This is a genomic window from Pelagimonas varians (assembly GCF_003208435.1).
Taxonomy (GTDB): Bacteria; Pseudomonadota; Alphaproteobacteria; order Rhodobacterales; family Rhodobacteraceae; genus Pelagimonas; species Pelagimonas varians.
In genome coordinates this window covers 201,545-225,878 of record NZ_QKMF01000003.1, presented here as the reverse complement: position 1 = coordinate 225,878, position 24,334 = coordinate 201,545, and the positions used below count along the sequence as shown (strand labels likewise).

The window sequence follows — 24,334 nt, the reverse complement described above, 5'->3', positions numbered from 1 at the left end:
GAAGGAACATGTCTGGAAAAAAACGCGCCACTGACCGTTTTCTAGTTGAAACTCTCTGGCATCAGCAGCTTGGGCAGCCACAACGCCACGTCCGGAACCAAGATCACAATGAGCAAGATCAACAGCATCGGTGCCAAGATGATGGCCACATCGCGCATGACCTGCACGACATTCATTCCGCCGATAGATGCCGATATCAATAAACATAACCCATAGGGCGGTGTCACAAGTCCGAATGCCAACGAGATGATACCGATAATAGCGAAGACAACCGGGTGAATGTCAGCCGCCTGCGCGACCGGCAGCAAAACTGTTCCAAGGATGATAATTGTCGGGATCGCATCAATAAAAAGGCCAAAGAACAAGAACAAAGCCGCAATAATCAGGGCAGTGCCAAACGAGCCGAACTCCAACGCGGTCATCACTCCTACGATCAAACGCGGAACGTTATAGAAGGCCAACAGCCAACCGAATGCGGAGGCGGTCCCGATCGCAAAGAGCGAGATCGAGGCGAAGCGGCCTGTGTCGTAAAAAATATGCCCCAGATCGCGGACCGTCACTGTGCGGTACACAAACATGCCCAAAATCAAGGCATAGCCAGCGGCGATAATCGCGCTTTCCGTCGGGGTCACAATGCCGCCAACGATTCCGCCGATCACCAACAGCGGGGTCAAAAGCGCCAGAAACGCGCCCTTAAAAGCGGTCCACAGATCGCACAGCGTTGGCGAACCAATGACAGGGTAATCATAGACTTTGGCGTAGCCATAGACCGTCGCCATCAACGCAGCGCCGATCATCAAACCCGGTGTTGCACCGGCCAGAAACAACGCTCCGACAGAGGTTTGCATCACACCGCCCCAAACGATCATCAAGATCGAAGGCGGAATGATCACCCCCATCACCGACGAACAGGCCGTCAGCGCAATTGCAAAGCGCGTATCGTATCCCTCTTTCACCATCGCGGGGATCAAGATTTTACCGCAGCCCGCCGCATCCGCGGTTGATGATCCGGATATACCTGCAAACAACATCGAAACCGCGACGTTCACATGCCCTAGACCGCCGGGCATCCACCCTGTCAAAACCCGCGATAGTTCGATGAGTTTGTCGGTTATCTTGCCCGAATTCATTAGGTTTGCGGCCAGCAAAAAGAACGGAACCGCCAACAAGATGAAAGAGTTATAGGACTGGAACATCCGGTCCAACACGATGAAAGGCGTTAATCGCAAGTCCAATAATACAACGGGAATAGTCGCAATACCCAATGCAAAAGCCACCGGTATACGCAGCGCAACCAATAGAATGAAACCGCCTACGAGGATCGCGCAGGCCAAACCAGTTGAAACAATCATGAGACGTCTTTCGAGCTAGAGCGATATTCAGCGACGGTTTCGTACAAACGATATCCGGCGAAAAGGGTCCAGATGAACCCGGCGATTGGAACTGAAATGAAGGTGATGATCATATTGGCGCGCATCATCGTCGAATGCTGGATGCTGCCGAATTTGGCATATTCAATTCCGTACCAGACAAATAGCATCGAAAAGGCTGTTATCAGAACCAATACAAAGCCGTTTTGGAGCAGCTTCAGGAATGGGCGTTTGGCATCGGGTAGAACCCGCACATCGAAATGCGTTCCATCCCAAACCGCGACCATTGATCCAATCATCACGACCCAAACAAAGATGAACGTGGCAAGCTCTTCGGTCCATAAATACACTGGGATCACACCGGTATAGCGGGCGATCACCTGCATCCCGACGGGAATGGCCAAAGCTGCCACCAAACAGCCCAGCAGGACACGTAATCCGTTGCAAAAGGTTTCAAGGGTTCTACCGATCATGGGAGCCGCCATACATAAGTGCAAAAAAACCACCGGCGCGTCTTTGAAGCGCCGGTGGTTGTGTTCAAGCGTAAGCGCCTAGCTTACTTCGAGCGGATAGCTTCAAGAAGATCAGAAGCGCCCAGCTCGGCTGCGTAAGCGTCCTGAACCGGAACGACCAGTTCCAGCAGCTTTTCGCGGCCAGCGAATTCTTGCACTTGGACCTGACCTGCGTCGATCATTTCCTGCATTTTTTCGCCGTCTTGCGTGCTCTCTAGATTACGGCCAAATGCACCGGCTTCCAGACCTGCTTCCAAGATCGCAGCCTGAAGCGCTTCGGGCAGTTTCTTGAATGTTTTTTCAGCCACAACAATCGGGCGCACCGTGATGGCGTGCTTTGTCAGCGTGATGTTTGGTGCAACTTCGTAGAACTTGAGGTTCTGGATTGACGCCGCTTCGTTTTCGAAACCAGCAATTACACCGGTTTGAATGGCGTTATACACTTCGTTGTAAGCGATCGCAGACGGGGCTGCCTGAATGGCCGAGAAGATCTGGGCCTGAATTGGGGCCCCCATCACGCGCATTTTGTGGCCGGTCAACTCGTCGATGTTTCCGATAGGTTCTGCGGAAGCCAGATTGCGAACACCGCCACCTGCGTAGCCGATGACACGGATGTCAGCCTTGGCAAGCAATTCTGCCTCAAGGGGGGCCATAACGCCACTGGCCAATGCTGTGTCCCAATGCTCAAGATCGCGGAACAAGAACGGCATGTCCATCAGCGGGATCGACGGGGCGAATGTCGCCATGTTCGAAGGAGCCATGATCGCATAATCAATCGCAACGCCCTGCTGCAAGAAGGTCACGAAATCGCTTTCGTCGCCCAGCTCACCGTTCAGGCGCAGGTCAAACACGACGTCGCCGTCATATTTGTCGCCGATCAGCTGCTCAAGCTGGCGCAGCGTTTTTGTGTAGGCGTGCTCTTCGTCAAAAAGGCTTGCTCCGCGCAGTGTGATTTCATCTGCAGAAGCAGCGGTGATTGCGATAACAGACACAGCTGTAGCCGCGCCGATGATCCGCGCGAAAGAATTAAAGATAGACATGATTTCCTCCCAAAAAACGCCCGAAAACCTGCGGCGTCCGAACTGCGAAAATATGTGCCGACAATTTGTAATGTGTCAACTGAAAATGTAATTATTTGTAAAATCACATGTCAGCTGGCTGATCTTTTGACCCGAATTTTCCCGGCTTCAGCTGGCCAAATCCATCGCCATCCGGATCTGTTAGGGTTACGTGCCGCAGTCGCATTTAACCGAAGGTGTCGCCCCTAGCATGGGGCCTAGACCGCTGTCTAAAAACACTGTTTTCCGATCCGGGCCATTCAGATCTTCGGGCCAGACAAAACGCAAAGCCCCCTTTTCCAAGGGAAACCACTGGTCATTGCAAGGTGGCAAGCAACCTTCGTTTTCGAAATCCGCAGTCTGCCTGCACGACATGTTAATCAAGTGCGATTTGTCTGCTGAAATCACTTTGTGTGACGGATGAAGTGGCTGACGCTCGGAGAATCTGCGCGCAATTTGCCACCCGCATCAAAGTCTGTGTCCTTGTTGAAAGCAACTTCCGGTCTGGTGTCCAACGTCTTCAAGAAGGGGCCTTGATCGCGTAAAACGCTCTGCAATCGCGTCTCCAGATCCACGCGCGCCTGCCCTTCAAAATACCCGTGAACGCCAAAAACGGCCTTGGGCTTCAAAATAGTAAAACCCAAGTAGCGCAGCGTGTAGGCTGTCGGCCACAAGAGCATCTCAAGGTTTCCCTCTTTGCCATCAAAACCGCATTCGGTTTCACCCGCGCCAGCCGTGACGCAAAACTGGGCTGTCTTGCCCTTGAAAAGCCCCCGATCAAATCGCCGATCAACCGTGTGCAACGCCCCATGGGCCAGCACCCGGTCAAACCAGCCCTTCAACACCGCAGGTGGGGCAAACCACCAAATCGGAAAGTGAAAAATCACTCGGTCGGCTTGGCGCAATTTTTCAATTTCGCCTTGCACATCGGCAGGAAAACCGGAACCGGCGGCGGCTTGCTCCTGCGCTTTGAGCGGATCGAAAGCATCGGCCTGAGACCACAGCGGATAGTGAGCTGCGCTTTCTACCGGATCAAATCCCATTTTGCATAGATTGGACCGCAGTACCGTGTCACCCTGATCCAAAGCGGCTTGTTCGGTCGCATCAGCCCAAGCGCCATTAAATGAACGCGGGTCTGGATGCGCCAGAACAATCAGCGTTGTTGTCATAGTTAGAGTGCCCCCAACTGTGTATCTTCAAGGATCATATCAGCTGCACGCAACGCCAGCATCATCGTCGGGGCGTTGGTGTTGCCAGACGTGACATTCGGAAAGGCCGAGGCATCAACAACCCGTAACCCTTGGACGCCATGCACCCGAAGGCGGCTATCCAATACGGAATCCGCTGCAGTGCCGCCCATACGGCAGGTGCAGGTGGGATGAAAATTTGTCGCCGCGCGGCTTTGGAAGTTTTCCAGCATCTCATCGTCACTCATCCCCATCACATCAGGGGCGCAGCGGGTTTGGGTCAAGCGCGTTATCGTCGGCGTCTTGGCGATTTCACGCAGCAATTTGCAGGCGGCAATTGCCTCGTCGCGGTCTTGTTGTGTGGACAAGGAATTGGGCTGGATAAGCGGTGCCTTTTTCGGATCTGCTGACGCAATCCGGACCCAGCCACGGCTGGTAGGTCGGCAAGGTTGGACCGACAATATAAAACCAGCCTCTTTGTCCAGCGACGGGCGGCCATTTACGGGTGGATTATAAGAAGCAGGGTTGCAATAGATCTGCATGTCTGGCGGGTTGATCGCCCCCTCTGACCGGACAAACCCGCCGACCTGATTGACCGGAACACTCAGCGGGCCCTTGCGGGTCAGGATATATTGAACCCCCGCCATAACCTGCCCAAGAACGCCGCCGAGGCGGTTGTTCAAGGTCGGCTCCGTGGCTGCGAAGTGATGTGTAATAGCCAGATGGTCCTGCAAACCCTGCCCCACTTGCGGCAAATCCTGCACCACTGGTATGCCATGCGATTGCAGTAAGGACGCGGGTCCAATCCCAGACAGTTGCAAAAGCTGCGGGGAATTGATGGCCCCAGCACTTAGGATGACTTCGGCCTTGGCGGTTGCGGTTTTGAGTTGAGCGCCCTGTCGATAGCACACGCCAGTTATCCGTGTTCCGTCAAGCACAAGCCGATCAACAACGGCGTTGGTTTCCAATCGCACTGTGTTGCGGCTCATCGCAGGCCGCAAAAAAGCGTCGGCGGAGGAGCAGCGAAAACCGTCGCGCACCGTACTGCGATAATACGACAGGCCCTCGGCCCCCGGTGCGTTCATGTCTGTCGGCGTGGACCAGCCCAAGTCTTGGGCAGCCTCGATAAAGCGCGCCGAAAACGGGTGCATCTGGCGGCTTAGTTCTGAGACCCGCAAGGCCCCAGTGCCCCGAATGTGCCTTTGCCCATCCGCCGCAAATTCATCATGGCTTTCGAGCGCATCGTAGGTGCGCCGGACGGCCTCCCAATTCCATCCAGTGGCCCCCGCCTCTTCCCAATCATCAAAGTCCTTTGGCAAGCCGCGCACATAGGCCATGGCATTGATCGAGCTGGAGCCCCCCAAAACCCGTCCGCGCGGCCAATAGGCCGGCCTTGATTTCAAGCCCGGATCAGGCTGGGTCATGTATTTCCACGTGACCTTTGGGTCAGAAAAGGTGAACCCATACCCCAAGGGGACCTTGATCCAAAACCGTTTGTCGGATCCGCCCGCCTCAAGTACCAAAACTTTGGTTTTTCCGTCGCGCGACAGGCGGTCTGCCAATATGCAGCCAGCCGATCCAGCCCCGATAATGATATAGTCAAAGTCCATAGAGATCGGCCTGTACGAAAGTGAAGCAGTCTGTTTCGCCGGCACCAAATGCCGATAATGCGCCCTAACGCAAGCAGTCAGTGCACCCCCTGCCCCAGAATCAGGGCGTTCCGCCGCTCTACCAAACTAGTCGCCAATAAATCCGCCCGACTGCCTGTTCCACAGCTGCGCATAAAGCCGGTCCGCAGCCAGAAGGTCACGGTGTGTCCCGGTTTCGACAATCCGCCCGTCATCGACCACTACAATGCGGTCCATTTCCGCTATGGTTGACAGCCGGTGCGCGATCGCGATCACGGTCTTGTCGCGCATCACCTGCTTCAGCGAGGTCTGGATTTCCGCCTCGACTTCGCTGTCCAAAGCACTTGTTGCCTCATCAAGGATCAGGATCGGCGCATCTTTCAGGATAACGCGGGCCAGCGCGATCCGCTGGCGTTGCCCACCCGACAGTTTGACCCCACGTTCACCAACATGCGCGTCATAGCCGGTGCGGCCCTTGCTGTCGCGCAGATCGCAGATGAATTCATGGGCTTTCGCTTCACGTGCGGCGGCTTCGATCTGGTCTTGGGTCAGGCCCACTTGCCCAATTGTCAGGTTGTCGCGCACCGACCTGTTCAGTAGCGCGGCCTGCTGGCTGACCATGCCAAAGGCGCTGCGCAGGCTTTGTTGGTCGACGGCGCGGATATCCTGGCCGTCGATGGTGATTTGCCCGTCTTCAAGATCATAGAACCGCAGGATCAGGTTCACCAACGTCGACTTGCCTGCACCAGAAGGGCCAACAAGCCCCACCTTTTCCCCCGGTCCAATCTGCAAATCAATACCATCCAAACCGCCGCGCCCTTTGCCATAATGATGGCGCGCTTTTTGAATGGTGATTGCTCCGCCATTGATCTTTAGATCGGGGGCATCGGGCAGTGCTGGAATGGCCAGTGGTTGGCTAATCGACCGCAAAGCTTCGCGCACGGATCCCACCTGCTGGAAAATAGACCAGACGGCTTCGGACACCCAATCCGCCATTGTTGTGATACGCAGGCTGAGCGCAACTGCCGCGCTGACAAGGCCGATACTGGCCGCGCCTTGGGACCAAAGCCAAATCCCATAGCCAACAAAACCAACGATAATCACCCCCTCCAGCCAGACGGTAACCGTGCGCATGCCGACGCTGATTTGGCGGGCTTGAAACAGTGTTTTGCGTGTTTCTTCCAGCGATTGCCGGTGCTCGTCTTCGATGTCCTGCCGCTTGGCAAACAGGCTGATCGTGTCAAAGTTGGAAAACGTATCGACCACCACGCCCAAAAGCGCTGATTTGGACGCCATAAACGTTTCCATCGACCGCACCATCCGCGGAACAATAAGCACCATCAGCGTCACATAAAGCGCAAGCCAGATGAACAAGGGCAGAGCCAAGCGAATGTCGGTCCCCGCCATAAAGGTGACGACACCAATCATATAGACAAAACCAAACGCGACCGCATTCAGCGAATGGTAAATCACATCCGTCGCATAGTTGCCCATCAACACAAGGCGGGAGGCGGTGCGCCCTGCCATGTCGTCTTGGAACCAGCCTACCGACTGGTTTGTCAGGTGGTCATGCGCCCGCCAGCGAAACAAGTTCGCCGCATTGCATTGCAAACCGATGTCGTTGACCGAATGGCGGGCAAATTGCGACACCGGACGAATGAGAATAACCATCACGGCTGCGCCCATCAGGCTCAGACTATGATCTTGCCATATGTCACTTGGCGCGGTGTCGGCCAGCATGTCGATCAACCGGCCAGCATATCCGATCAGCCACACCTCGATGCTGGCCGCAATGGCGGTGACCAGAACACTCAGCATCAACACCCACCGGAGCGGGCGCAAGTGTGATTTCAGATAAGGCCAAACCTGTGTTGCGGGCGGGTCGCCGTCCCCGTGCACATAGGGATCCGCAAGATTCAACGCGGCCCGCGTGAGCCAATCATATAACGCATACATAGGTTTCCAACCGCTTCTGGCAGGCTATTTGCCTCAGTGCGCGGTCTCCAATTTATAAAAAGTCACTTGGTCCGCATCACGCCAGCCCGGCAAAATGCTGTTGTTTTGCGAATAGGCTCCGGCTTTGAAATACATAAAGTCATCAGCCACATTGTATCCACTTTGAGACATATCCAAAGACGGTGCCACAATTTCGCTGCCGTCATCGCGGATGATTTTCACATCCAACATCGGGTGCAATATGCCGTCGACCTCTTGGCTCGACACTGCGATTTCATAGCTGAAAATTTCATCCAGCGCGATGCCGTCTATCGGATTTCCGGCATTGTCTTTCCGCTCGCCAATCACTTCGACCCACACGTCATCTTGGTCTACAGCTTCATGGGCGTAGTAGATTGCGCCGAATTTGTTGCCTGGCAGTTTGCGGTAGTACAGCCGGATCGGTTCGTCATCCTTGGCATGAATCTGACCGATAATCACCCGCCCGATCTTGCCCTGCTCACCGGTTCTGGTGACCTGATTGACCGCCAAAGTCGCGCGCATAACGCCGTCGACACCGCCCGCCAAGGCTTGTGTTTCCTTGGGCGCGGTTGAAAAGACCCAATTATTTCTGGTCGGGGTTCCGTCATCGTTGCGCGTCTTGATAGCCGTATCCCCCGCCCGCATCATCTGGCGCAATTCAGATCGCGCATAGCTGGAGTTTTGCGTCGTAGTACCGCCCGGAATGGTGCGAAAAACCATGCCACCGGTGACGGGGTCGGTGTAGAAAACTTCGGTGTCTTGCCAACCAGAGTTTAGCTCAATCTCTTTGATTTCATCGACTTTGCCGTTACCATCTTTGTCATAGGGAACGGTGATCTTCCATGCCGACAGGTCAAAGTTTTCTGATGGCGGCACATCCGTGAACAGCCCGAACAGCCCTTTGTTAGAGTATTCGGCAACATCCGCGCCATCACCGGTCGGATCAATCATGCCAAAACCGCAGCCATAGGGTTGAATTTCAAGGATCGAATTCCACTCGTTTTTCTCATTCCCATAAGCTGTCACTTTGACATAGCGCGCCGCCGTATCGTCGAGGTCAAAGCGTTGGATTGCCGTGGTCTTGCCGGCGCTTTCTGTGCGCGCAATCAACGGCAGATACCCTCGGCCATCAAGCGAGGCCGACATCTCGAAATAGCTGCGCCGTTCGTGGCCTTTGTAGAAGGCAACGCCCAGCTCTTTCAGGGTTTGCGGCAATCCCAGATCCAGAATGATTTCGCGCCCCGCCCCTTTGGCAGACCACCGTGAATCCGCGGAAAAGTCATGGTCTATAATACGCTCAGGCGCGTATTCCTTGTCAAAGTCACCCTCGGCGCTGACGTACTGGACACGCAACTGCCGGATGTCTTCGCAGCCATCCGCGATCGTTGTGTATACCCTGGGGCCTTTGGCGGCCTCGTCCGCCGCCACTTTTGCGGGACCGGACAGCGCCACCAATTCAAAATCGTCAAAACGGGCTTCGCCGCCGCCCCAACCGCCAAAGATGCGCGCCGATGTGTCAGCACCCGTTTTGAATGGGACGTTGAGTTTCACCCATGTTTCGCCATCCCCTGCCGACACGGCCGATGCGACTTCGCCGGCCAGCTCGATTCCGACCTCGCCGGGGCCTTTGACGTAGGCCTGCAGTTCGTATTCAGATTCTGGAAAGAGCGAGATACTTTGCTCAAAATGCCCGGGTTCCTTGCTGATCTTTGCCGATTTGAGGCCGGTGTTATAGTGCCCCGAAACGGAAGTCGCATCTTTGTTGGGATCGACATCCTTCCAGCCGCTCCACCCGGATTCAAAACTTGGGTTGGTCAGTGTTTGGGCCATTGCGGCCGGTGCCAAAGCAGCGAAAGCCGCCACATATAGTGCTAGGTTCTTGGTCATGTAGTCCCCCCGGTTTTTGTCGTATCGCCGCATTTTTGCGGGCTTTTATGGTGTTCAAAGTGCCAAGCCCCTCGGTCGATCCATGAACCGCCCCCCTCTTGGCACCTTGGAGCCAAGCGGCCTTTACCGGCCCCTGTCTTTGATGTCGGATTGGTCAACCACGTTCCATGGCAGGCCCTTGGTGCGGAACATCCGTTTATGCTGCGCCGGATAGTCGACCACGTCTGTGTCATGGCGTTCACCGACCACAATGCACCGCAAGACACCTGTTCCTGTGTTTTTGAGCCCATGCGCCAATCCGCCTTTTCGGTATCCCAAAAAATCGCCCTCAGAGACTGAAACAACCTCGTCCCCAATATGCGCAACGCCCTGCCCCGACAGAATATAAACGCATTCATCCTCTCGAAAATGATAGTGCGGCTCGGTTGTATCGCGGCCCGGTTGCACCTCCATTATGTGAAACCCAAAGCCGGTCAAACCTGTGAGATCACCCAAGGATTTATTCACGCATTGCGCATTGGGGTTCAGGAAATGAGCTTTCGGGGCACCCTCAAGCTGCTCAATTTCGGCCCGCGTGACCAGATATGTATCCTCAGACATGACGTGCCCTTTTTATGCCGTTCAATAGTTCCACAGGGTTCCATCCTCCAAGCGCACGATGGGATGGCTGCCGGGCTTGTAACGATACCGCTCGGCTTCTTGCTCGTCGAAATCGACGCCAAGACCGGGGGCATCGCTGACATGGAACAACCCGTTCTCAAGCCGGTGCTCAGAAGGGAACAAAGCGTCACATTCCGGCGTTCCCAGCACCAGATATTCCTGAATGCCAAAGTTGGGTGCCCATGCGTTGATTTGGGCCTGTGCGGCCATGCTCAGTGGTGAATGACTGGGGGCACCGTGAAAACCGGTGCGCACATTATGCAGTCCCGCTAAATCAACGATGCGTTTCACGGGGGTGATTCCGCCAGCATAGGTGACAGCAACGCGAATGAAATCGATCAGCTCTTTCTCGATCAGTTTGTTGCAATCCCAGATCGAATTAAACACCTCGCCTATCGCGATTGGCACGGTGCTATGTTGGCGCAGCAGTGTCAGAGCATCCTGATCCTCGGCTGGGGTCGGATCTTCGAGCCAGTAAAGCCCGACCGGTTCAACCGCTTTGGCAAATTCAGCAGCTTCGCGCGGCAAAAGCCGGTGATGCACGTCATGTAAAATTTTCAAGTCTGGCCCGAACCGCGCCCGGATTTCAGCCAAAGCCCCCGGCATGTAACGCATATAACGGTCTGTATCCCAGATCTCGACTTTGGGACGGATACCACTGAAATCAGTGATGTAATTTTCAACATCGCCTTTGGTTTCCGAAACCCCATAGCTGGCCGAAGGCATCCCCGGGATGCCGCATTGCACCCGCACCGCTTTGTACCCCTGCTCAAGGTAATAAGAGATCGACTCCATTAGGTCTTCGAGGTCGGCACCGGTTGCATGGGCATAGACCATCGCCCCTTCACGGCTCTTGCCGCCAAGCAGTTGATAGATTGGCATGTTGGCCAATTTGCCTTTGATATCCCACAATGCCATGTCGATGGCACCAAAGGCCGCCATGGCAATAGGTCCACGGCGAAAATACGCCCCACGATACAAATACTGCCAGATGTCTTCGCTGTTGCGGGGATCCATACCGATTAATGCCGGAACCAGATAGTCTTCGAGGTACTTGGCGGGCAGCGTTTCGCGATTGTTAAGCGTCGCATCCCCCAAGCCATAGACCCCCTGATCCGTCATGATCTTCAAAGTCACGTAGTTTTTGCCGGGTCCGCCCACAAACACCTTTGCACCGGTAATCTTCATCAGGATCTCTTTCTTGCTCGATGTGTTCAGGCTAGATCGGAAACGTCAGTCCAACTTCCGTTCTTACGTATAATATCAATCAGTTGCTGGTACTGACTGCCTTCTTTGAATGTCGGGTATGGTGGAACGGTTTCGCCGTTGATGTCTTTGACAAACTCTTGCACCAGATAATGCCAGCACTGCTCGGTCTCGCCTGCGACATCTGGCACAGCATCGACAATCTCCTGAGGCAATGAAACGGCATTCCATGCCTTGTCTTGCCCCCAGACATACAGCTGGCCACTGCCGTAATGGCCTTTGATATAGATTGCGCCGCGTGAGCCGTAGAAAACGATGTGGTCTTCGTTGAAACGAGGATTCAAGCCACCGTGTTTGAACAGCACCGACACCGGCCGCGCCGCGTGTTCGCTTTCCAGCTGGGCTAACACCGTATAGGACCATTCAACGTTGCTTTCGCCCCACTTCAGCGACGGATCGCTCAAATCCTTGGGGATAAAGTTGCGTCTGGTCATGAAGTTATGCACGCCCTCGACAATCGGGGCCTTGCCTAAATCATCCCGGACTTCGCCACTGACGGACAGGATTTTTTCCCCGACAACAGAGGTCACAATTGACAGTGAATGGGTAAAGTTGTTGTTGAGACGGCCACCGCCACTTTCTGCGCGATGTGACCAGCCAAAAGGAATGTCGCGTTCCAAGTTGAAATGCGAAATACACTCGACTTCCAGCGGCTCCCCTATCGCACCAGCAGCCACCAATTGCTTGGCGTGCAAAACACTTGGCGCATAGCGAAAACTGGCAGCATAGGCGGTTTTTACACCTTTGCGCTGAGCAAGATCACACAGGTCAACAGCCGTTTCACCGCTGTGCGTCATCGGTTTGTCGCAAAACACATGACAACCACACGCGATTGCCTGTTTGATCGGCTCGTAATGCGCACCGCCCGGTGTGGCGATTGACACAATGTCCGGCTGACAGGTTGTGAGTGCCTCGCTCCAATCGGTGCCCGCATAGCCGATTGCCAGTTTACCAGCGACCTCATCCACGACACTTTTCGTGCGACCGACGATGCCAACAACTTCGGCTCCGGCAGCCCGAAAAGCATCGACATGCCCCTCTCCGGCAAAGCCGGTGCCAGCAACCAAGACTTTCAATTTTTGGCTCATTTCCGCTCCGTTCAAAGGTGGCTAAAGCCACACTAGGCAGAGCGCGTTTGTTTTGCAAATATTTACAACTTTATTTACAACATTGCTGATTTCAAAACTTCAAGCACCCCCTCCCCCCTCACGACCGACACACCAAATGGCAGCTCTCGCTTGCCGTGCCATTGTCCCGTTTCAAAAGCCATATCAGGTGGTAGGCGAGCCGCGCCGACACAACGGCGCAGCTCCAATGTTATGATCCGAGGGGCGCAAACCGCCCATCGCCTTGTGTCATGCAGATTTCTGGATCTCGACTGAATGCGGATAAGGAATGGAAATACCTTTGGAATCGAACGCTTCCTTGACCTGTTTGGTCAGGTCGAACTTCACATCCCAATAATCCGCCGCCTGACACCAAAGGCGTGCCGTTATGTCAACAGAGCTGTCACCCAAATTTGTCACCCGCACCCAAGGTTCCGGATCACCAAGGACGCGCCCGTCAGCCTGCGCCAGATCAAGGATCACCTGCATCGCGGCGTCAGAGCTGTCGTCGTAGTCGATGCCAAAAACCAGATCGACACGGCGGGTTTCATGTGCCGAATAGTTGGTTATGACCGTTCCCCAAGCTTGACTATTGGGAACAATGATCTGCACGTTGTCCGGCGTTGCAAGTTCCGTCGTGAACATTGTGATGTCTTTGACAGTCCCGGAGGTGCCGCCGATGTCGACATATTGCCCCAGCTTATAAGGGCGAAAAATGATCAACATCACGCCTGCGGACAGATCACTTAGTGTGCCTTGCAACGCAAGACCAATGGCCAAAGACGCGGCACCTAGAATGGCGACAAGCGAGGTTGCCGGAATTCCGAAAATGCCCATGACAGCCACAAGCACAACAAGAAGGATCGCCCATTTCACCATGCTGGCGAAAAAATGGCCCAACGTCGGGTCGATCTTTGGCGTCGCGTTTACACGGTTGCGCACAGCACGTGAGACAAAGCCGGCAATAATCCACCCGACGATTAAAACCAGAAGTGCTTTGGAGGCACTAAATACCAAAGGGGCAAAAGCCCCCAATTGTTCAAGAAGATTTTCCATAGTCACACTCTTGCCTAAATGTTGATTTTCCGAACCAGTTAAAGAAAACGGTCAAGTCGAATGCAAGGTTTTTCCTGTCGTCTGGTTCGTCTTCATCAACTTTCAGTGCTATCGACCAACAAACCGGCGCAGAGTTCTTGTGGCTATAGTTTTCAACCCCTGGCAGTTGTCGGAATATTTGTCTTATGGCAGGGATGCCGCGGTTTTTTACTAGGTCTGGCCAACCGACCGCATTTCAGGACTGTTTGTTAGTCATAAACGCCAATGGCCCGAACCGACAAATCAGCGGTATAGTCTTTGCCAAAGGCAACCACGGCAACGCTGCGGATTTTTTGTACATCAAACGATTGGCGTAACAGCCCCCCGTAGGGAGAAAACTCTGTGAAGGGAATCCGTGCTTCTTGCCATGTATCCGGTGCTTTGAACGGGGCTTGGTAGAATTGCCACGGCAGCACCGTGCCACTGGTGCGCAGATGAATGTAGTAGGGTTCATTGTTGCCGCGCACTTCCATTACGATGCCTTTGGCGTTTGATGGCAACGGCGCGTCCAATGTTGTACGGGCTTGAATAAAGCCGCCGCGGTTGGCGGTGCTGACAGTGCCCGTCAGCCGCAAAATTGTCTGCGCGCCGCTTTTTTCGAATGAAGCCCGCCCTTCCGAAACACCACCCATAACCTGATCGCTAAAATAGTCCCATTGGGACGGATCTGACACTGGAAACTGGATCATGGCATCCTCCGCATTGATCAGCGTAGGGGACATCAGGGCAGCTATCAAAGCCAGCCCGCTGAGTTTAACTGTAAGCATTTGATCCTCCTTGGATCGTATCTAACTGGAAAAGGATGGACGGCAGGTCAACCTGTCACGTCGATATGGATGGCCCATTGCAAGCATGCTTTACAGTTGAAGCACCCGCATTTTCTTGTGTTGGCGCTGGTATTCAAGTGCTTCTGCATTTTGCAGAGCAGTAGCGCACCTCGTGCCAAACCTTCCGCCATTTCCTGCGCCAAACAAACGGACGGGTGCAAACCGGACATATTTTTGAGGGCAAATCAGATTTTTTCATTGATCCCGATCTCTTTGAAGAACCTAAGGGCATCATCGCCGTTGGCCCACCGTTTTTCGTCGCTCATGCGATCCATATTTCTGAAGACAAATCCCAATCGCGGATTGCCTCGCAACTTGGCGGCATTCCTTTGCATGAAATCCCAGTATAGATAGTTGAACGGACAGGCCTTTGGACCGTTTTTTACAGTTGGGCTGTAGCGGCACGCGCTGCAATAATCAGACATCTTGTTGATGTAGGAACCACTGGCTGCATAGGGCTTTGACGCCAATAGCCCGCCATCTGCAAACAAGGCCATGCCGCTGACATTGGGTAATTCAACCCAATCATAGGCGTCCGCATAAACCAGCAAATACCAGTCCTGAACCTGTTTGGGGTCAATCCCGGCGATCAATGCAAAGTTGCCAAGGACCATCAATCGCTGGATGTGATGCGCATAAGCGTTCTGCTTTGTCTCTTCTATGCATTGACGCAAACAGTTCATCTGGGTCTGACCAGTCCAATAAAAATCCGGCAGAGGGCGATTCGCATCAAAGAAGTTCAGCTCTTTGTACTCAGGCATTTTCAGCCAATACAGACCGCGCACAAACTCCCGCCACCCCAAGATTTGCCGGATAAAGCCTTCGGTGGAATTCAAAGGGGCAGATCCATCGTGAAAGGCCGCTTCGGCCCGCTTGATACACTCCATCGGTGTCAGGAGACCGCAGTTGAGATACAAGCCAATGAGGCTGTGGTACATCCACGGCTCGCCTTGGATCATCGCGTCCTGGAAGTCGCCAAACAGGCACAGGCGTTCGGATACAAAATGGTCTAGCGCTTGTAATGCCCCGTCCCGGGACACCGCAAAAGGAAACGGCAAAATATCGCCAAAGTGGTCGGGAAAATGATCTTTGACCAAGGTGACCACGTCTTTTGTGGTCTGATCCATATCCGTAACAAAAGGGGCAGGCACCGTTTGGTCCTCAGCCGGAGGTTTGCGGTTTTCCGCATCAAAATTCCATTGCCCGCCAATCGGGCCGGCCTCAGTCATCAGCACCCCGTATTTGCGCCGCATGTCGCGGTAAAAGTATTCCATCCGGAGCTGTTTGCGCCCCTTTGCCCAAGACGCAAATTCTTCGGGTGTGGACAAAAAACGGTCATCTTCCAGAACTGTGACAGGAATCTGAAGGAGCGAAGACCACTGCTTCATGTCTTCAAGCAGGCGGTATTCGCCGGGAGTAGTCACCACGACTTCGGAAACGGGGTGTTTTCCAATGAGCCGCCCGACCTCTCCTTTCAAAGAGCCCGAGTTTTCAGGATCATCATAGGTGACGTAGTGAACACTATAGCCAGCCCGTGACAAACTTTGAGCAAAATGGCGCATCGCAGAGAACAGAAAAACGATCTTTTTCTTATGATGCTTCACATAAGTCGCTTCGTCCCGAACTTCGCACATCACAATCAAGTCGTCGTGGCTTGCGCCAGACAGACTTGAGATCGTTTCAGTCAGCTGATCGCCCAGAACCAATCGAAGCTTCATAAAAACTCCTGAACTCTTGCCCTTTTCATGACCTACAGTTGCGCGTTTCCAGCAAGGCTTTGGCGTTTGCGCCAAGGACAGCCGAAACAGTTTCGCCTTTGGTGGCCAAAGTTACGGTAGCGCCCCTGATTTCATCATCAGACACTGTAATTTCACGCCCGCCAGCTGTGTCATCAACGTCAATTGTGAACGCGATCTCTTGCTGCGGACCAAGGCTTTTCAAAACAAGCGTCGCAACCTGATCACCGTCGGTAATGACCGGCTCACTTGCCAGAAAATTTGCCCCGACGGCCACTTCAAAAGGTTGAAACACTTCGACGCCCGCACCCGACCCGGTCACATCAAAAATCAAACCTGCATTTGAAGCCGCAAAGTTGATTTCAAGCTCTGCCGCTCCAAGGTCGCATCCCCCAAGATTGGTCACAACAAATCTATCTTTCGGAGCTCCTTCCAAAAACTGCACCTGAACGTCAGTTAATGCAGGGGTGGCAAGAACGGTCGCGCATATAGCAATAATTGTTTTCTTCATGGGAATTCCGGTCATTGATGATTTAAGTGGATAAAAACATGAAATAGCCGCCCCAATTGGGACGGCTATTAAATAGGCGCTTATTTCGGCAAAATGACTGCGTCAATCACGTGGATCACGCCATTTGATGCCGCGATGTCGGCGGTTACAACATTGGCACCATTCACAGTCACGCCGCCTTCGGTCATGATCGTGACGTCGCTACCTTGCACTGTCGGAGCCATCATATTGTTGGTCAGATCAGTGCTCATGACTTTTCCAGCAACAACGTGGTACGTCAAGATTGCCACCAATTGGTCTTTGTTTTCAGGCATCAGAAGTGTTTCGACTGTGCCTTCTGGCAAAGCAGAAAAAGCGTCGTCGGTCGGTGCGAAAACGGTGAAAGGGCCTTCGCCTTTCAGAGTCTCCACCAGATCAGCGGCCTGCAATGCGGCTGCAAGTGTGTTGAACGACCCAGCTGCAACGGCGGTATCTACGATGTCTTTTGAATGGCCGTCGGCGAAAGCCATAGACGCGGTTGTCAGAGCGGCAGCGGAGGTGAGGGCAATAAAGTGACGACGGAACATATAAGTTCTCCCGGTTGAATGAGCATCACATCGATGCTGGATATATTGGATACGTCAGCGGAATAATATTGGATCACTCAAATCGAAACTTTCTTTGTGATATCGAAATAAACCTTCCCGTTCCCTTACACATGCTCGGAAAAACGGCTCAAAAAAAATCTCAGGTCTCGGGGCTTTGAATTGCACGTCGCCCTTGTTGACGTGGCTCGCTTGCCGCGAAGCATTATGGTCCAAGGATCGATTTCCGTTGCCCTGCGTGAGATCCGTGCCAAACGCCTCAACGGTGTCTTTACCCCGATGCACCTTTGACCAACGCGCCATTTTGTTCACAGATCGTCACAAGAGTACGTTCAAAAGCCCGTGCCGCCACGGATGGCACCTCCTCTGCGCGGCTCATAATGCCAACGGCCCCGGCTGTGGCTGTGGTGTCTATATCCAGCCTTATAAGACGCCCCTTTGCTAAATCGGTGGCGACAACCCCCCGACTGATGAACCAGATGGTATTGGCATCTTCCACGACAACAGCCCGACCGAAGACTGGAGACGCCGATTCAATCCGGTTTTGAAACAGCGGGATGCCTTTGGAAATCAACAAGCGGGCCATCAAGGAACGGATCGCAGAATCCTTTGGGGGATAGAGCACACGAAAAGCGTCAAGCGCTTCGAAATCGCGTACTGCCAACGCCGGACTGTCAGGGCGTGCAACGATCACAACCTCCTCGGTATAGAGTTGCTGGAAGACAAGCCCCGCCATCGTTTCCGGCCGCCCCAATCGCCCGACAACCAGATCAAGGCCACCACTTCTGAGCCGCGAAATCAGATCGTGATGCGGACCTTCATGGACCTCAAGCAACGTGTCTGGATTTTTTTTCGCGAAATCCAGCGCTGATTGCGGCAACAAGCTTGAGGCAACGCTAGGCAAAGCGCCGACTTTCAATTGCCCTGCCGAAGTGCCAGCCGTTCGGATACTGCGCAACCCGTGCCGAAGCGCTGCGGTGCTTTGCTCTGCAAACTGCAAAAACACTTCCCCTTCCGGTGTCAATGTGACGCCAGCCCGGCTCCGCTCCATCATCACCACCCCAAGGATTTCCTCCAACTCCTTTACTGTTTTTGAGATCGCGGGCTGGGTCAGGTTCAGTTGCTCAGCTGCGACCTTGAAACTCCGCGCCCGTGCAATTGCGCTGAACGCATCAAGATGGCGAAACTTTATACGACGGTCCACAGCGTTACTTTCCAAAAACGATAATCAAAATCCACAATACTTCATTTTAAATATGCAAATCAACATGCTAAAACGGGTTCGGAAGTCAGGAGGTCACAATGAGAACTCAGGTTGCAATCATCGGCGGCGGGCCTTCGGGTCTCTTGCTGTCGCAACTGCTGCACACACGTGGCATCGATAGTGTCGTTCTGGAACGCAAAACCAAGGGCTATGTGCTCGGGCGTATTCGGGCCGGCGTTCTGGAACAAGGGTTTGTGACCCTCATGGAAGAGGCGGGCTGCGCCGACCGTTTACATGCCGAGGGGATCACACATGACGGCACGCTGGTGTCTTATGGGGACGAGCTGTTCCGGGTGGATTTCAAAGAACACACCGGCACGCCGGTCGTCATTTATGGCCAAACCGAAGTGACCCGTGATCTTTATGAGGCGCGTGAGAAAAGCGGCGGCAAGATCGAGTTCAACGTCGAAAATGTTGTGATCCACGGTGCCGACACTGAAACGCCCTATGTCAGTTATGCGGTGGATGGAGAAGCCCGGCGTCTTGACTGTGATTTTGTTGCCGGATGTGATGGATTTCATGGCGTCAGCCGCCAAACGATCCCGCTGGATGTCCGGCGCGAATATGAAAAAGTCTATCCCTTCGGTTGGCTCGGCATCCTGTCAGAAACACCGCCTGTAAATCACGAACTGATTTACGCAAACTCTCCACGGGGCTTTGCGCTTTGTTCGATGCGCAATGAAAACCTGAGCCGGTACTACATTCAATGCTCGCTGAGTGACAAACCCGAAGACTGGACGGATGAAGCGTTCTGGCAAGAACTCAAACGCCGTATTCCAGCCGATCAGGCAGCGAAACTTGTCACCGGCCCCAGCATTGAAAAATCAATCGCACCGCTGCGGTCCTTCGTAACAGAGCCTATGCGCTGGGGCCGCCTGTTCTTGTGCGGGGACGCCGCCCATATCGTGCCGCCCACCGGGGCCAAAGGCCTGAACACCGCCGCGTCCGACATTCACTATCTCTATAGAGGGCTGCGTGAGTTTTATGAAAGTGCCAGCACGGATGGCATCGACAGCTATTCCGAAAAGGCGCTGGCGCGGGTTTGGAAAGCCGAGCGGTTCAGCTGGTGGTTCTCGTCACTCATGCACCGCTACCCCGATCAATCTGAATTTGACCTGAAGATGCAGGTGGCCGAGCTTGAATTTTTACGGTCCAATAAGGCGGCGCAGCAGGCGATGGCGGAAAACTATGTCGGGTTGCCCTACTGATGGGTGTTTTCAAGACAGCTGCCCCAACACGCCATCTTCGGCGCGCATTTGATGCAAGGATTGCCGCCGCACTTCCGAGCCGAACCTCAAAGGAACACAGCTATGTCTGACCTAATGCAAAAAGGAATGGCGACACGCCGCTCCGTTCTCGGCGATGCACATGTCGACAAAGCCGAAGCCAACAAAACAAGCTTCGACGCCCCGTTCCAATCCATGATAACCGAAGGGGCTTGGGGGACGCTTTGGGCGGATGAGACGATCGCCAAAAGGGAACGTTCGATGCTGACACTTGCCCTATTGGCGGCGACCGGAAACTTTGAGGAAATCCCGATGCATGTCCGCGCTACGGCCAACACGGGGGCCAGCCCCGAAGATGTGCTTCAGGCCTTTATGCATGTGGCAATCTATGCAGGAGTCCCCAAAGCCAACCACGCAATCAAACTTGCTAAACAGACCTATAAAGAGATGGGAGTCACCATATGAGCATCTTGAACGGTCCGCCCAAATCCGGCGGCTTTATTCCCCGCGACCGCGTGTGGCAGCCTGATGCTTTGACACCGCCCTACAAAACGAGCGTCAAACGCAGCCCACAAGCCGCCCTGTTGTCTTTTCCGACAACACTAAGCGAAGAGACCTCGCCGGTTTTTGGCCATAGCATTTTGGGTGACTTAGACAACGATCTGATCCTGAACTACGCCAAATCGGGTGAGAGTGCGATTGGCCCGCGTATCATCGTGCACGGACGTGTTCTGGATGAAAACGGTCGCGGTGTTCCGGGCGCTCTGCTTGAGTTTTGGCAAGCAAACGCGGGTGGCCGCTATCGCCACAAAAAAGAAAGCTATCAAGCAGCGCTTGATCCCAATTTTGGCGGATGCGGGCGCACGATCACCGCCGAAGACGGAAGTTACGAGTTTCGCACCATCCAACCTGGCCCCTACCCTTGGCCGAATGGCATGAACGACTGGCGCCCGGCACATATCCACTTTTCGATTTTTGGACACGGATTTGCGCAGCGCTTGATAACCCAGATGTATTTTGAGGGTGACCCGCATATCAAATTGTGCCCCATCGTCGGCATCTTGAAAACGCAAGAAGCGATTGATGCACTGACGGCCCCGTTGGATATGAACCGGACTGTTCCGATGGACAGCCGGGCCTTCAAGTTCGACATCGTTCTTCGCGGCCAGCGTCAAACCTATTTTGAAAATCGCAAAGAGGGTCTTTGATCATGGTACAAAAGCTTGATTATCTTCACGAAAGCCCAAGCCAAACCGCCGGACCCTATGTGCACATTGGCTGTACGCCCAATTTTACCGGCATAGGTATCTATGGCGGCGATCTTGGCACGTCGATGAAAACCGGCCCGGTAAAGGGTTTGGAAATCATTATCCGAGGGACAGTGTTTGACGGCACAGGAACCCCCCTACGCGATGCAATGGTTGAAATCTGGCAGCCCGATGCGGCCGGCTTGTTTCCGTCTGCCAATGAAACCCGCGGTGCAGCTGATCCCAATTTTGTCGGCTGGGGCCGCTCGCCCGGTGATATGAACACAGGCGAATTTATCTTTGATACGGTAAAACCCGGCGCAGTTCCATTCCCCGACGGTCGCATGCAAGCGCCGCATATCACTGCTTGGATCGTGGCCCGTGGCATCAATACCGGCCTTCACACGCGGATCTATTTCGAGGACGAGCCCGAGGCCAATGCAGCCGATCCAATTTTGTCACGGATCGAGCATCAGAACCGCATTCCAACTTTACTTGCCAGCAAACAACCGGATGGCAGCTATCGTTTCGATGTCCACCTGCAAGGACCAAACGAAACGATCTTCTTCGACATGTAAAGCACATCCTACGTCAGTCCCTAAGGGTATCAAAAGACCGCCAGCAAGGAGGGCCGAACATCCGCCGAGCAGTACGTTCAATCTGTGGTATATATCTCTATACCCACGGCGGGCTGGATTGGTCGGCAGATCAATTCCCTTCGGGCGTATGTAAGAGAGCGAAGACAAAAAGTGTGATGCAAAATAAGGATTTTCGCGGACCAAAAAGCCGTGAGATTTCGGTTTATGGAAGGGCCCCGCCACCTTGGAAAAGGAGGTGACCGATCCAACGGCGGCACGCGCCGGACCTTAACTCCATTCGGGTTTAGGACTTCGACATCATTGATTTGGCGCGGCAAGGGTATTGCACACAAACAGCTCATGCTTTGAACAATGCTCATCGAACATTGTCGTTTCTGTCCACCTGTCAGAGGCAAGTTCTGAGGTGCCCCCAAGACAAGGGGCACCGTCAGTTCGTTTAGAACTCAAACGCAGCTGAAATCCGGAATGTGCGGCCGGGTTCATAAAGAGGCTCGACTTCATCGCTAAAGTCCTGCCCATAGGTCGCCCGAGCGGCGTAGGTTTCATCAAACAGGTTGTTGATCTCTGCTCGAATGACCAGCTTGTCCATGTTGCGCGGCGTAAATTCCGCAAACGTATTTACAACTGTATAGGCCGGAAGCGCAGGCCCATCGCCACCAGTCGCGTAATCATAGGTGCGGGTGTTTTCGAGCGCATGCTCGACATCTCCACCAATACGCCAACCTGTGTTTTTAAACTCATGCATTGCCGCCAAAGTCACCATTTCTCCCAACGGCATGGTCAGATAGTTGCCCGCGTAGGAATCCGCAACGCGCCCGTCAATATCGCTTTCGATATTGGCATAAGCCACCTTGGCAAATCCATCTGCCCAGTTAAAGGCGACCCCCAATTCATAACCGCGCGTTTCCAGATCAACCGTCGGGTTTGGCCCGCCGCGATAGCTCGCATTCCGGGCGTTATCGATGTTTGTTTTGAAGATTTTGCCGTTGATGGTCCAATCGCCAAAGTAGCCCGTAGCCGCAACGAACATGTTGTCTGCTGTTACAGTCTCGAACCCATCAGGGTCATAGGTCCAAGCCGAGTTCATGATGAAGTTTTCGGCGAGATCAATACCACCCCAGATATGCGAATAGCCACCACTTAACGTCACATTCGGTGTGATGTCATATTCGGCGGCAATATTGCCCGAAACACCGGAATCACTGTGGTTTGAACCGTCTACACCAGTCAATTCGCGCCAATCTACACGCGCACCAAAGGACAACCGCAAAGCATCCATTGGCTCAAGCCGCGCTTGTGCAAACACCCCAACGTTGTTCAATTTTTCAACAGGGTGATCGTTCCAAGCCGGGTTTGTATAGCTTTCGTAATCCATTTCGGCTTCGTCCCGGAAAAAGTCGAGACCAGCTGTCACAGATCCTGCTGCAAGCGCAAATTTGTTTTGAAAGACACCGGAAAAGCTCTTGGTCTTGCCAAAGGTGTTTTGATCCTCTTCCGGCAGGTTGATTTCAGTTTGCGCCATGGACAGCACAACCTTGGGGTCCCACCAACCTTCGGGGCTTTCATCTGTGTAGGTCAGCACCAAATTGCTGCGATCAAGTTCGTAGGTGCGGGTCAGTGGAAGCGGGCGCCCGCCAATGATCAGGCCAATGTTTCCACGATAAGGGCGTGCTGCATCATCTTTCACTCGTTCATAAGAAAGCTCGATACGATCGCCGCTTTGCGCCTCATAGGCCAGTTTCGCCAAGCCGCTTGTTAGATTGGTCTTGGACCCAGTGATGGAATTCCCATCCCCGTCTGTCTGCAAACCGCCATCGGCTTTCTTAAGATAGAGCAGTGCTTCAAAACCGTTGTAGCGGCCATAGGCGGCCCCGCTTTTCGTCCAGACATTGCCGTTGTCACTGAACTGAAGTTTTGCACGCCCACCAATGACCTCGCCCGTTTCAAGCAGATCATCGACATCTTTGGTTTCAAAGGCAATCACACCTGCCAATGCACCGGGGCCAGCATCCGCTGGCGCAACACCTGGATCAACGCGGACCGACTTCAACAGTGCCGGATCGATCAAGTTCGTCGTCGCGTGGTGAAAGACTTTGTTGTTTTGACGGGCCCCGTCAATTGTGACGCCCAAACGGGATTCTTCGATGCCGTTCACATAGACTTTTTGCGAGGCAGGGATCGAGCTACCGACAGAAATTGTTGGTTCTGATCTGAACAGGTCCTGAAGATCGACCGGGTTCTTACGATCCAAATCCTGCGCGGTCACATCTTTGTCGTTGATGGCATCGACGTCTGCGCCCCCGGCAACAGCAATTGTACCCAGATAGATGGCGTTAGATTCAAACGGCGCGTCCTGAGCATAAAGCGGCGCGGCGCAGACACTGGTGAGCAGGAAGGTTTTGAGAAGTTTGTGGCGCATTACGAGTCCCCTGTATCGCGAAAAAGTGGATTCAGTGGCTGTGAGGGATCATAGCTGCCTATTGGCGTGCGGTATGGGATGACGGGCGCAAGAGTGGCAAGCGCTTCATGCTGGCAGCCCTCGGATTTCGCAATCTGAAATCGCTCATTTGCAACACTTGGGTTGGATACCCTAC

General features: G+C 53.8%; 22 protein-coding genes. 4 read left to right on the top strand and 18 right to left on the bottom strand.

What is annotated here, in order from left to right; all coding sequences use genetic code 11:
- Window positions 1-41 precede the first annotated feature (41 nt).
- The 17 genes from C8N36_RS05480 to pcaQ all read right to left on the bottom strand — a co-directional run bounded on the left by C8N36_RS05480 (window position 42) and on the right by pcaQ (window position 18,608).
- Window positions 42-1,352: a TRAP transporter large permease gene (locus C8N36_RS05480; protein ID WP_097804703.1), complete on the bottom strand. Its 1,311-nt coding sequence runs from the start codon at window positions 1,350-1,352 to the stop codon at window positions 42-44.
- Window positions 1,349-1,843 (bottom strand): TRAP transporter small permease, encoded by a 495-nt coding sequence (locus tag C8N36_RS05475; RefSeq protein ID WP_097804902.1) that lies wholly within the window; start codon window positions 1,841-1,843, stop codon window positions 1,349-1,351. Before C8N36_RS05475 ends, C8N36_RS05480 begins: the two co-directional genes overlap by 4 nt.
- A gap of 83 nt (window positions 1,844-1,926) precedes the next feature.
- Window positions 1,927-2,922 carry a TRAP transporter substrate-binding protein gene (locus C8N36_RS05470; RefSeq protein ID WP_097804704.1) on the bottom strand — a complete coding sequence of 332 codons (996 nt, stop codon included), beginning with the start codon at window positions 2,920-2,922 and terminating at the stop codon, window positions 1,927-1,929.
- 422 nt (window positions 2,923-3,344) lie between these two features.
- Window positions 3,345-4,109 carry an NAD(P)H-dependent oxidoreductase gene (locus C8N36_RS05460; protein WP_097804706.1) on the bottom strand — a complete coding sequence of 255 codons (765 nt, stop codon included), beginning with the start codon at window positions 4,107-4,109 and terminating at the stop codon, window positions 3,345-3,347.
- 2 nt (window positions 4,110-4,111) lie between these two features.
- Complete coding sequence (locus tag C8N36_RS05455) at window positions 4,112-5,737, bottom strand: GMC family oxidoreductase (protein WP_176527084.1); 1,626 nt, start codon at window positions 5,735-5,737, stop codon at window positions 4,112-4,114.
- 126 nt (window positions 5,738-5,863) lie between these two features.
- Window positions 5,864-7,711 (bottom strand): ABC transporter ATP-binding protein, encoded by a 1,848-nt coding sequence (locus C8N36_RS05450; RefSeq protein WP_097804707.1) that lies wholly within the window; start codon window positions 7,709-7,711, stop codon window positions 5,864-5,866.
- Window positions 7,712-7,744: 33 nt separating this feature from the next.
- A complete protein-coding gene (locus C8N36_RS05445) occupies window positions 7,745-9,619 on the bottom strand; it encodes a polysaccharide lyase family 7 protein (RefSeq protein ID WP_170125812.1) in 1,875 nt (624 codons plus the stop codon).
- A gap of 123 nt (window positions 9,620-9,742) precedes the next feature.
- Window positions 9,743-10,219, bottom strand: coding sequence for a cupin domain-containing protein (locus C8N36_RS05440; protein WP_097804709.1), 477 nt, complete (start codon window positions 10,217-10,219; stop codon window positions 9,743-9,745).
- 21 nt (window positions 10,220-10,240) lie between these two features.
- On the bottom strand, window positions 10,241-11,467 hold the full coding sequence (gene manD, locus C8N36_RS05435) for a D-mannonate dehydratase ManD (RefSeq protein ID WP_097804710.1): 1,227 nt from the start codon (window positions 11,465-11,467) through the stop codon (window positions 10,241-10,243).
- 26 nt (window positions 11,468-11,493) lie between these two features.
- Window positions 11,494-12,633, bottom strand: coding sequence for a Gfo/Idh/MocA family protein (locus C8N36_RS05430; RefSeq protein ID WP_097804711.1), 1,140 nt, complete (start codon window positions 12,631-12,633; stop codon window positions 11,494-11,496).
- A gap of 267 nt (window positions 12,634-12,900) precedes the next feature.
- Window positions 12,901-13,707, bottom strand: a complete 807-nt coding sequence (locus tag C8N36_RS05425) for a mechanosensitive ion channel family protein (RefSeq protein WP_097804712.1) — start codon at window positions 13,705-13,707, stop codon at window positions 12,901-12,903.
- Window positions 13,708-13,955: 248 nt separating this feature from the next.
- Window positions 13,956-14,513, bottom strand: coding sequence for a CIA30 family protein (locus C8N36_RS05420; RefSeq protein ID WP_097804713.1), 558 nt, complete (start codon window positions 14,511-14,513; stop codon window positions 13,956-13,958).
- 133 nt (window positions 14,514-14,646) lie between these two features.
- Entirely contained in the window at window positions 14,647-14,772 is a 126-nt protein-coding gene (locus tag C8N36_RS05415) for a DUF2256 domain-containing protein (protein WP_097804714.1), read from the bottom strand.
- Window positions 14,759-16,291 carry a cryptochrome/photolyase family protein gene (locus C8N36_RS05410; RefSeq protein ID WP_097804715.1) on the bottom strand — a complete coding sequence of 511 codons (1,533 nt, stop codon included), beginning with the start codon at window positions 16,289-16,291 and terminating at the stop codon, window positions 14,759-14,761. Before C8N36_RS05410 ends, C8N36_RS05415 begins: the two co-directional genes overlap by 14 nt.
- Window positions 16,292-16,316: 25 nt before the next feature.
- Entirely contained in the window at window positions 16,317-16,820 is a 504-nt protein-coding gene (locus tag C8N36_RS05405) for an aggregation factor core (protein ID WP_110767811.1), read from the bottom strand.
- A gap of 80 nt (window positions 16,821-16,900) precedes the next feature.
- Window positions 16,901-17,386 carry a fasciclin domain-containing protein gene (locus C8N36_RS05400; RefSeq protein WP_097804717.1) on the bottom strand — a complete coding sequence of 162 codons (486 nt, stop codon included), beginning with the start codon at window positions 17,384-17,386 and terminating at the stop codon, window positions 16,901-16,903.
- 289 nt (window positions 17,387-17,675) lie between these two features.
- Complete coding sequence (gene pcaQ, locus C8N36_RS05395) at window positions 17,676-18,608, bottom strand: pca operon transcription factor PcaQ (RefSeq protein WP_097804718.1); 933 nt, start codon at window positions 18,606-18,608, stop codon at window positions 17,676-17,678.
- Between the two features lie 98 nt (window positions 18,609-18,706).
- On the opposite strand from pcaQ, the gene pobA reads away from it, so the two are divergent.
- The 4 genes from pobA to pcaG all read left to right on the top strand — a co-directional run bounded on the left by pobA (window position 18,707) and on the right by pcaG (window position 21,719).
- On the top strand, window positions 18,707-19,876 hold the full coding sequence (gene pobA / locus C8N36_RS05390) for a 4-hydroxybenzoate 3-monooxygenase (protein WP_097804719.1): 1,170 nt from the start codon (window positions 18,707-18,709) through the stop codon (window positions 19,874-19,876).
- 102 nt (window positions 19,877-19,978) lie between these two features.
- Window positions 19,979-20,359, top strand: coding sequence for a 4-carboxymuconolactone decarboxylase (gene pcaC / locus C8N36_RS05385; protein ID WP_097804720.1), 381 nt, complete (start codon window positions 19,979-19,981; stop codon window positions 20,357-20,359).
- Window positions 20,356-21,102, top strand: coding sequence for a protocatechuate 3,4-dioxygenase subunit beta (gene pcaH / locus C8N36_RS05380; RefSeq protein ID WP_097804721.1), 747 nt, complete (start codon window positions 20,356-20,358; stop codon window positions 21,100-21,102). The genes pcaC and pcaH overlap by 4 nt, the downstream gene beginning before the upstream one ends.
- A gap of 2 nt (window positions 21,103-21,104) precedes the next feature.
- A complete protein-coding gene (pcaG, locus tag C8N36_RS05375) occupies window positions 21,105-21,719 on the top strand; it encodes a protocatechuate 3,4-dioxygenase subunit alpha (protein WP_097804722.1) in 615 nt (204 codons plus the stop codon).
- A gap of 457 nt (window positions 21,720-22,176) precedes the next feature.
- Here the strand turns inward: pcaG and C8N36_RS05370 are convergent, their stop codons facing one another.
- A complete protein-coding gene (locus C8N36_RS05370) occupies window positions 22,177-24,159 on the bottom strand; it encodes a TonB-dependent receptor domain-containing protein (protein ID WP_097804723.1) in 1,983 nt (660 codons plus the stop codon).
- Window positions 24,160-24,334 lie beyond the last annotated feature (175 nt).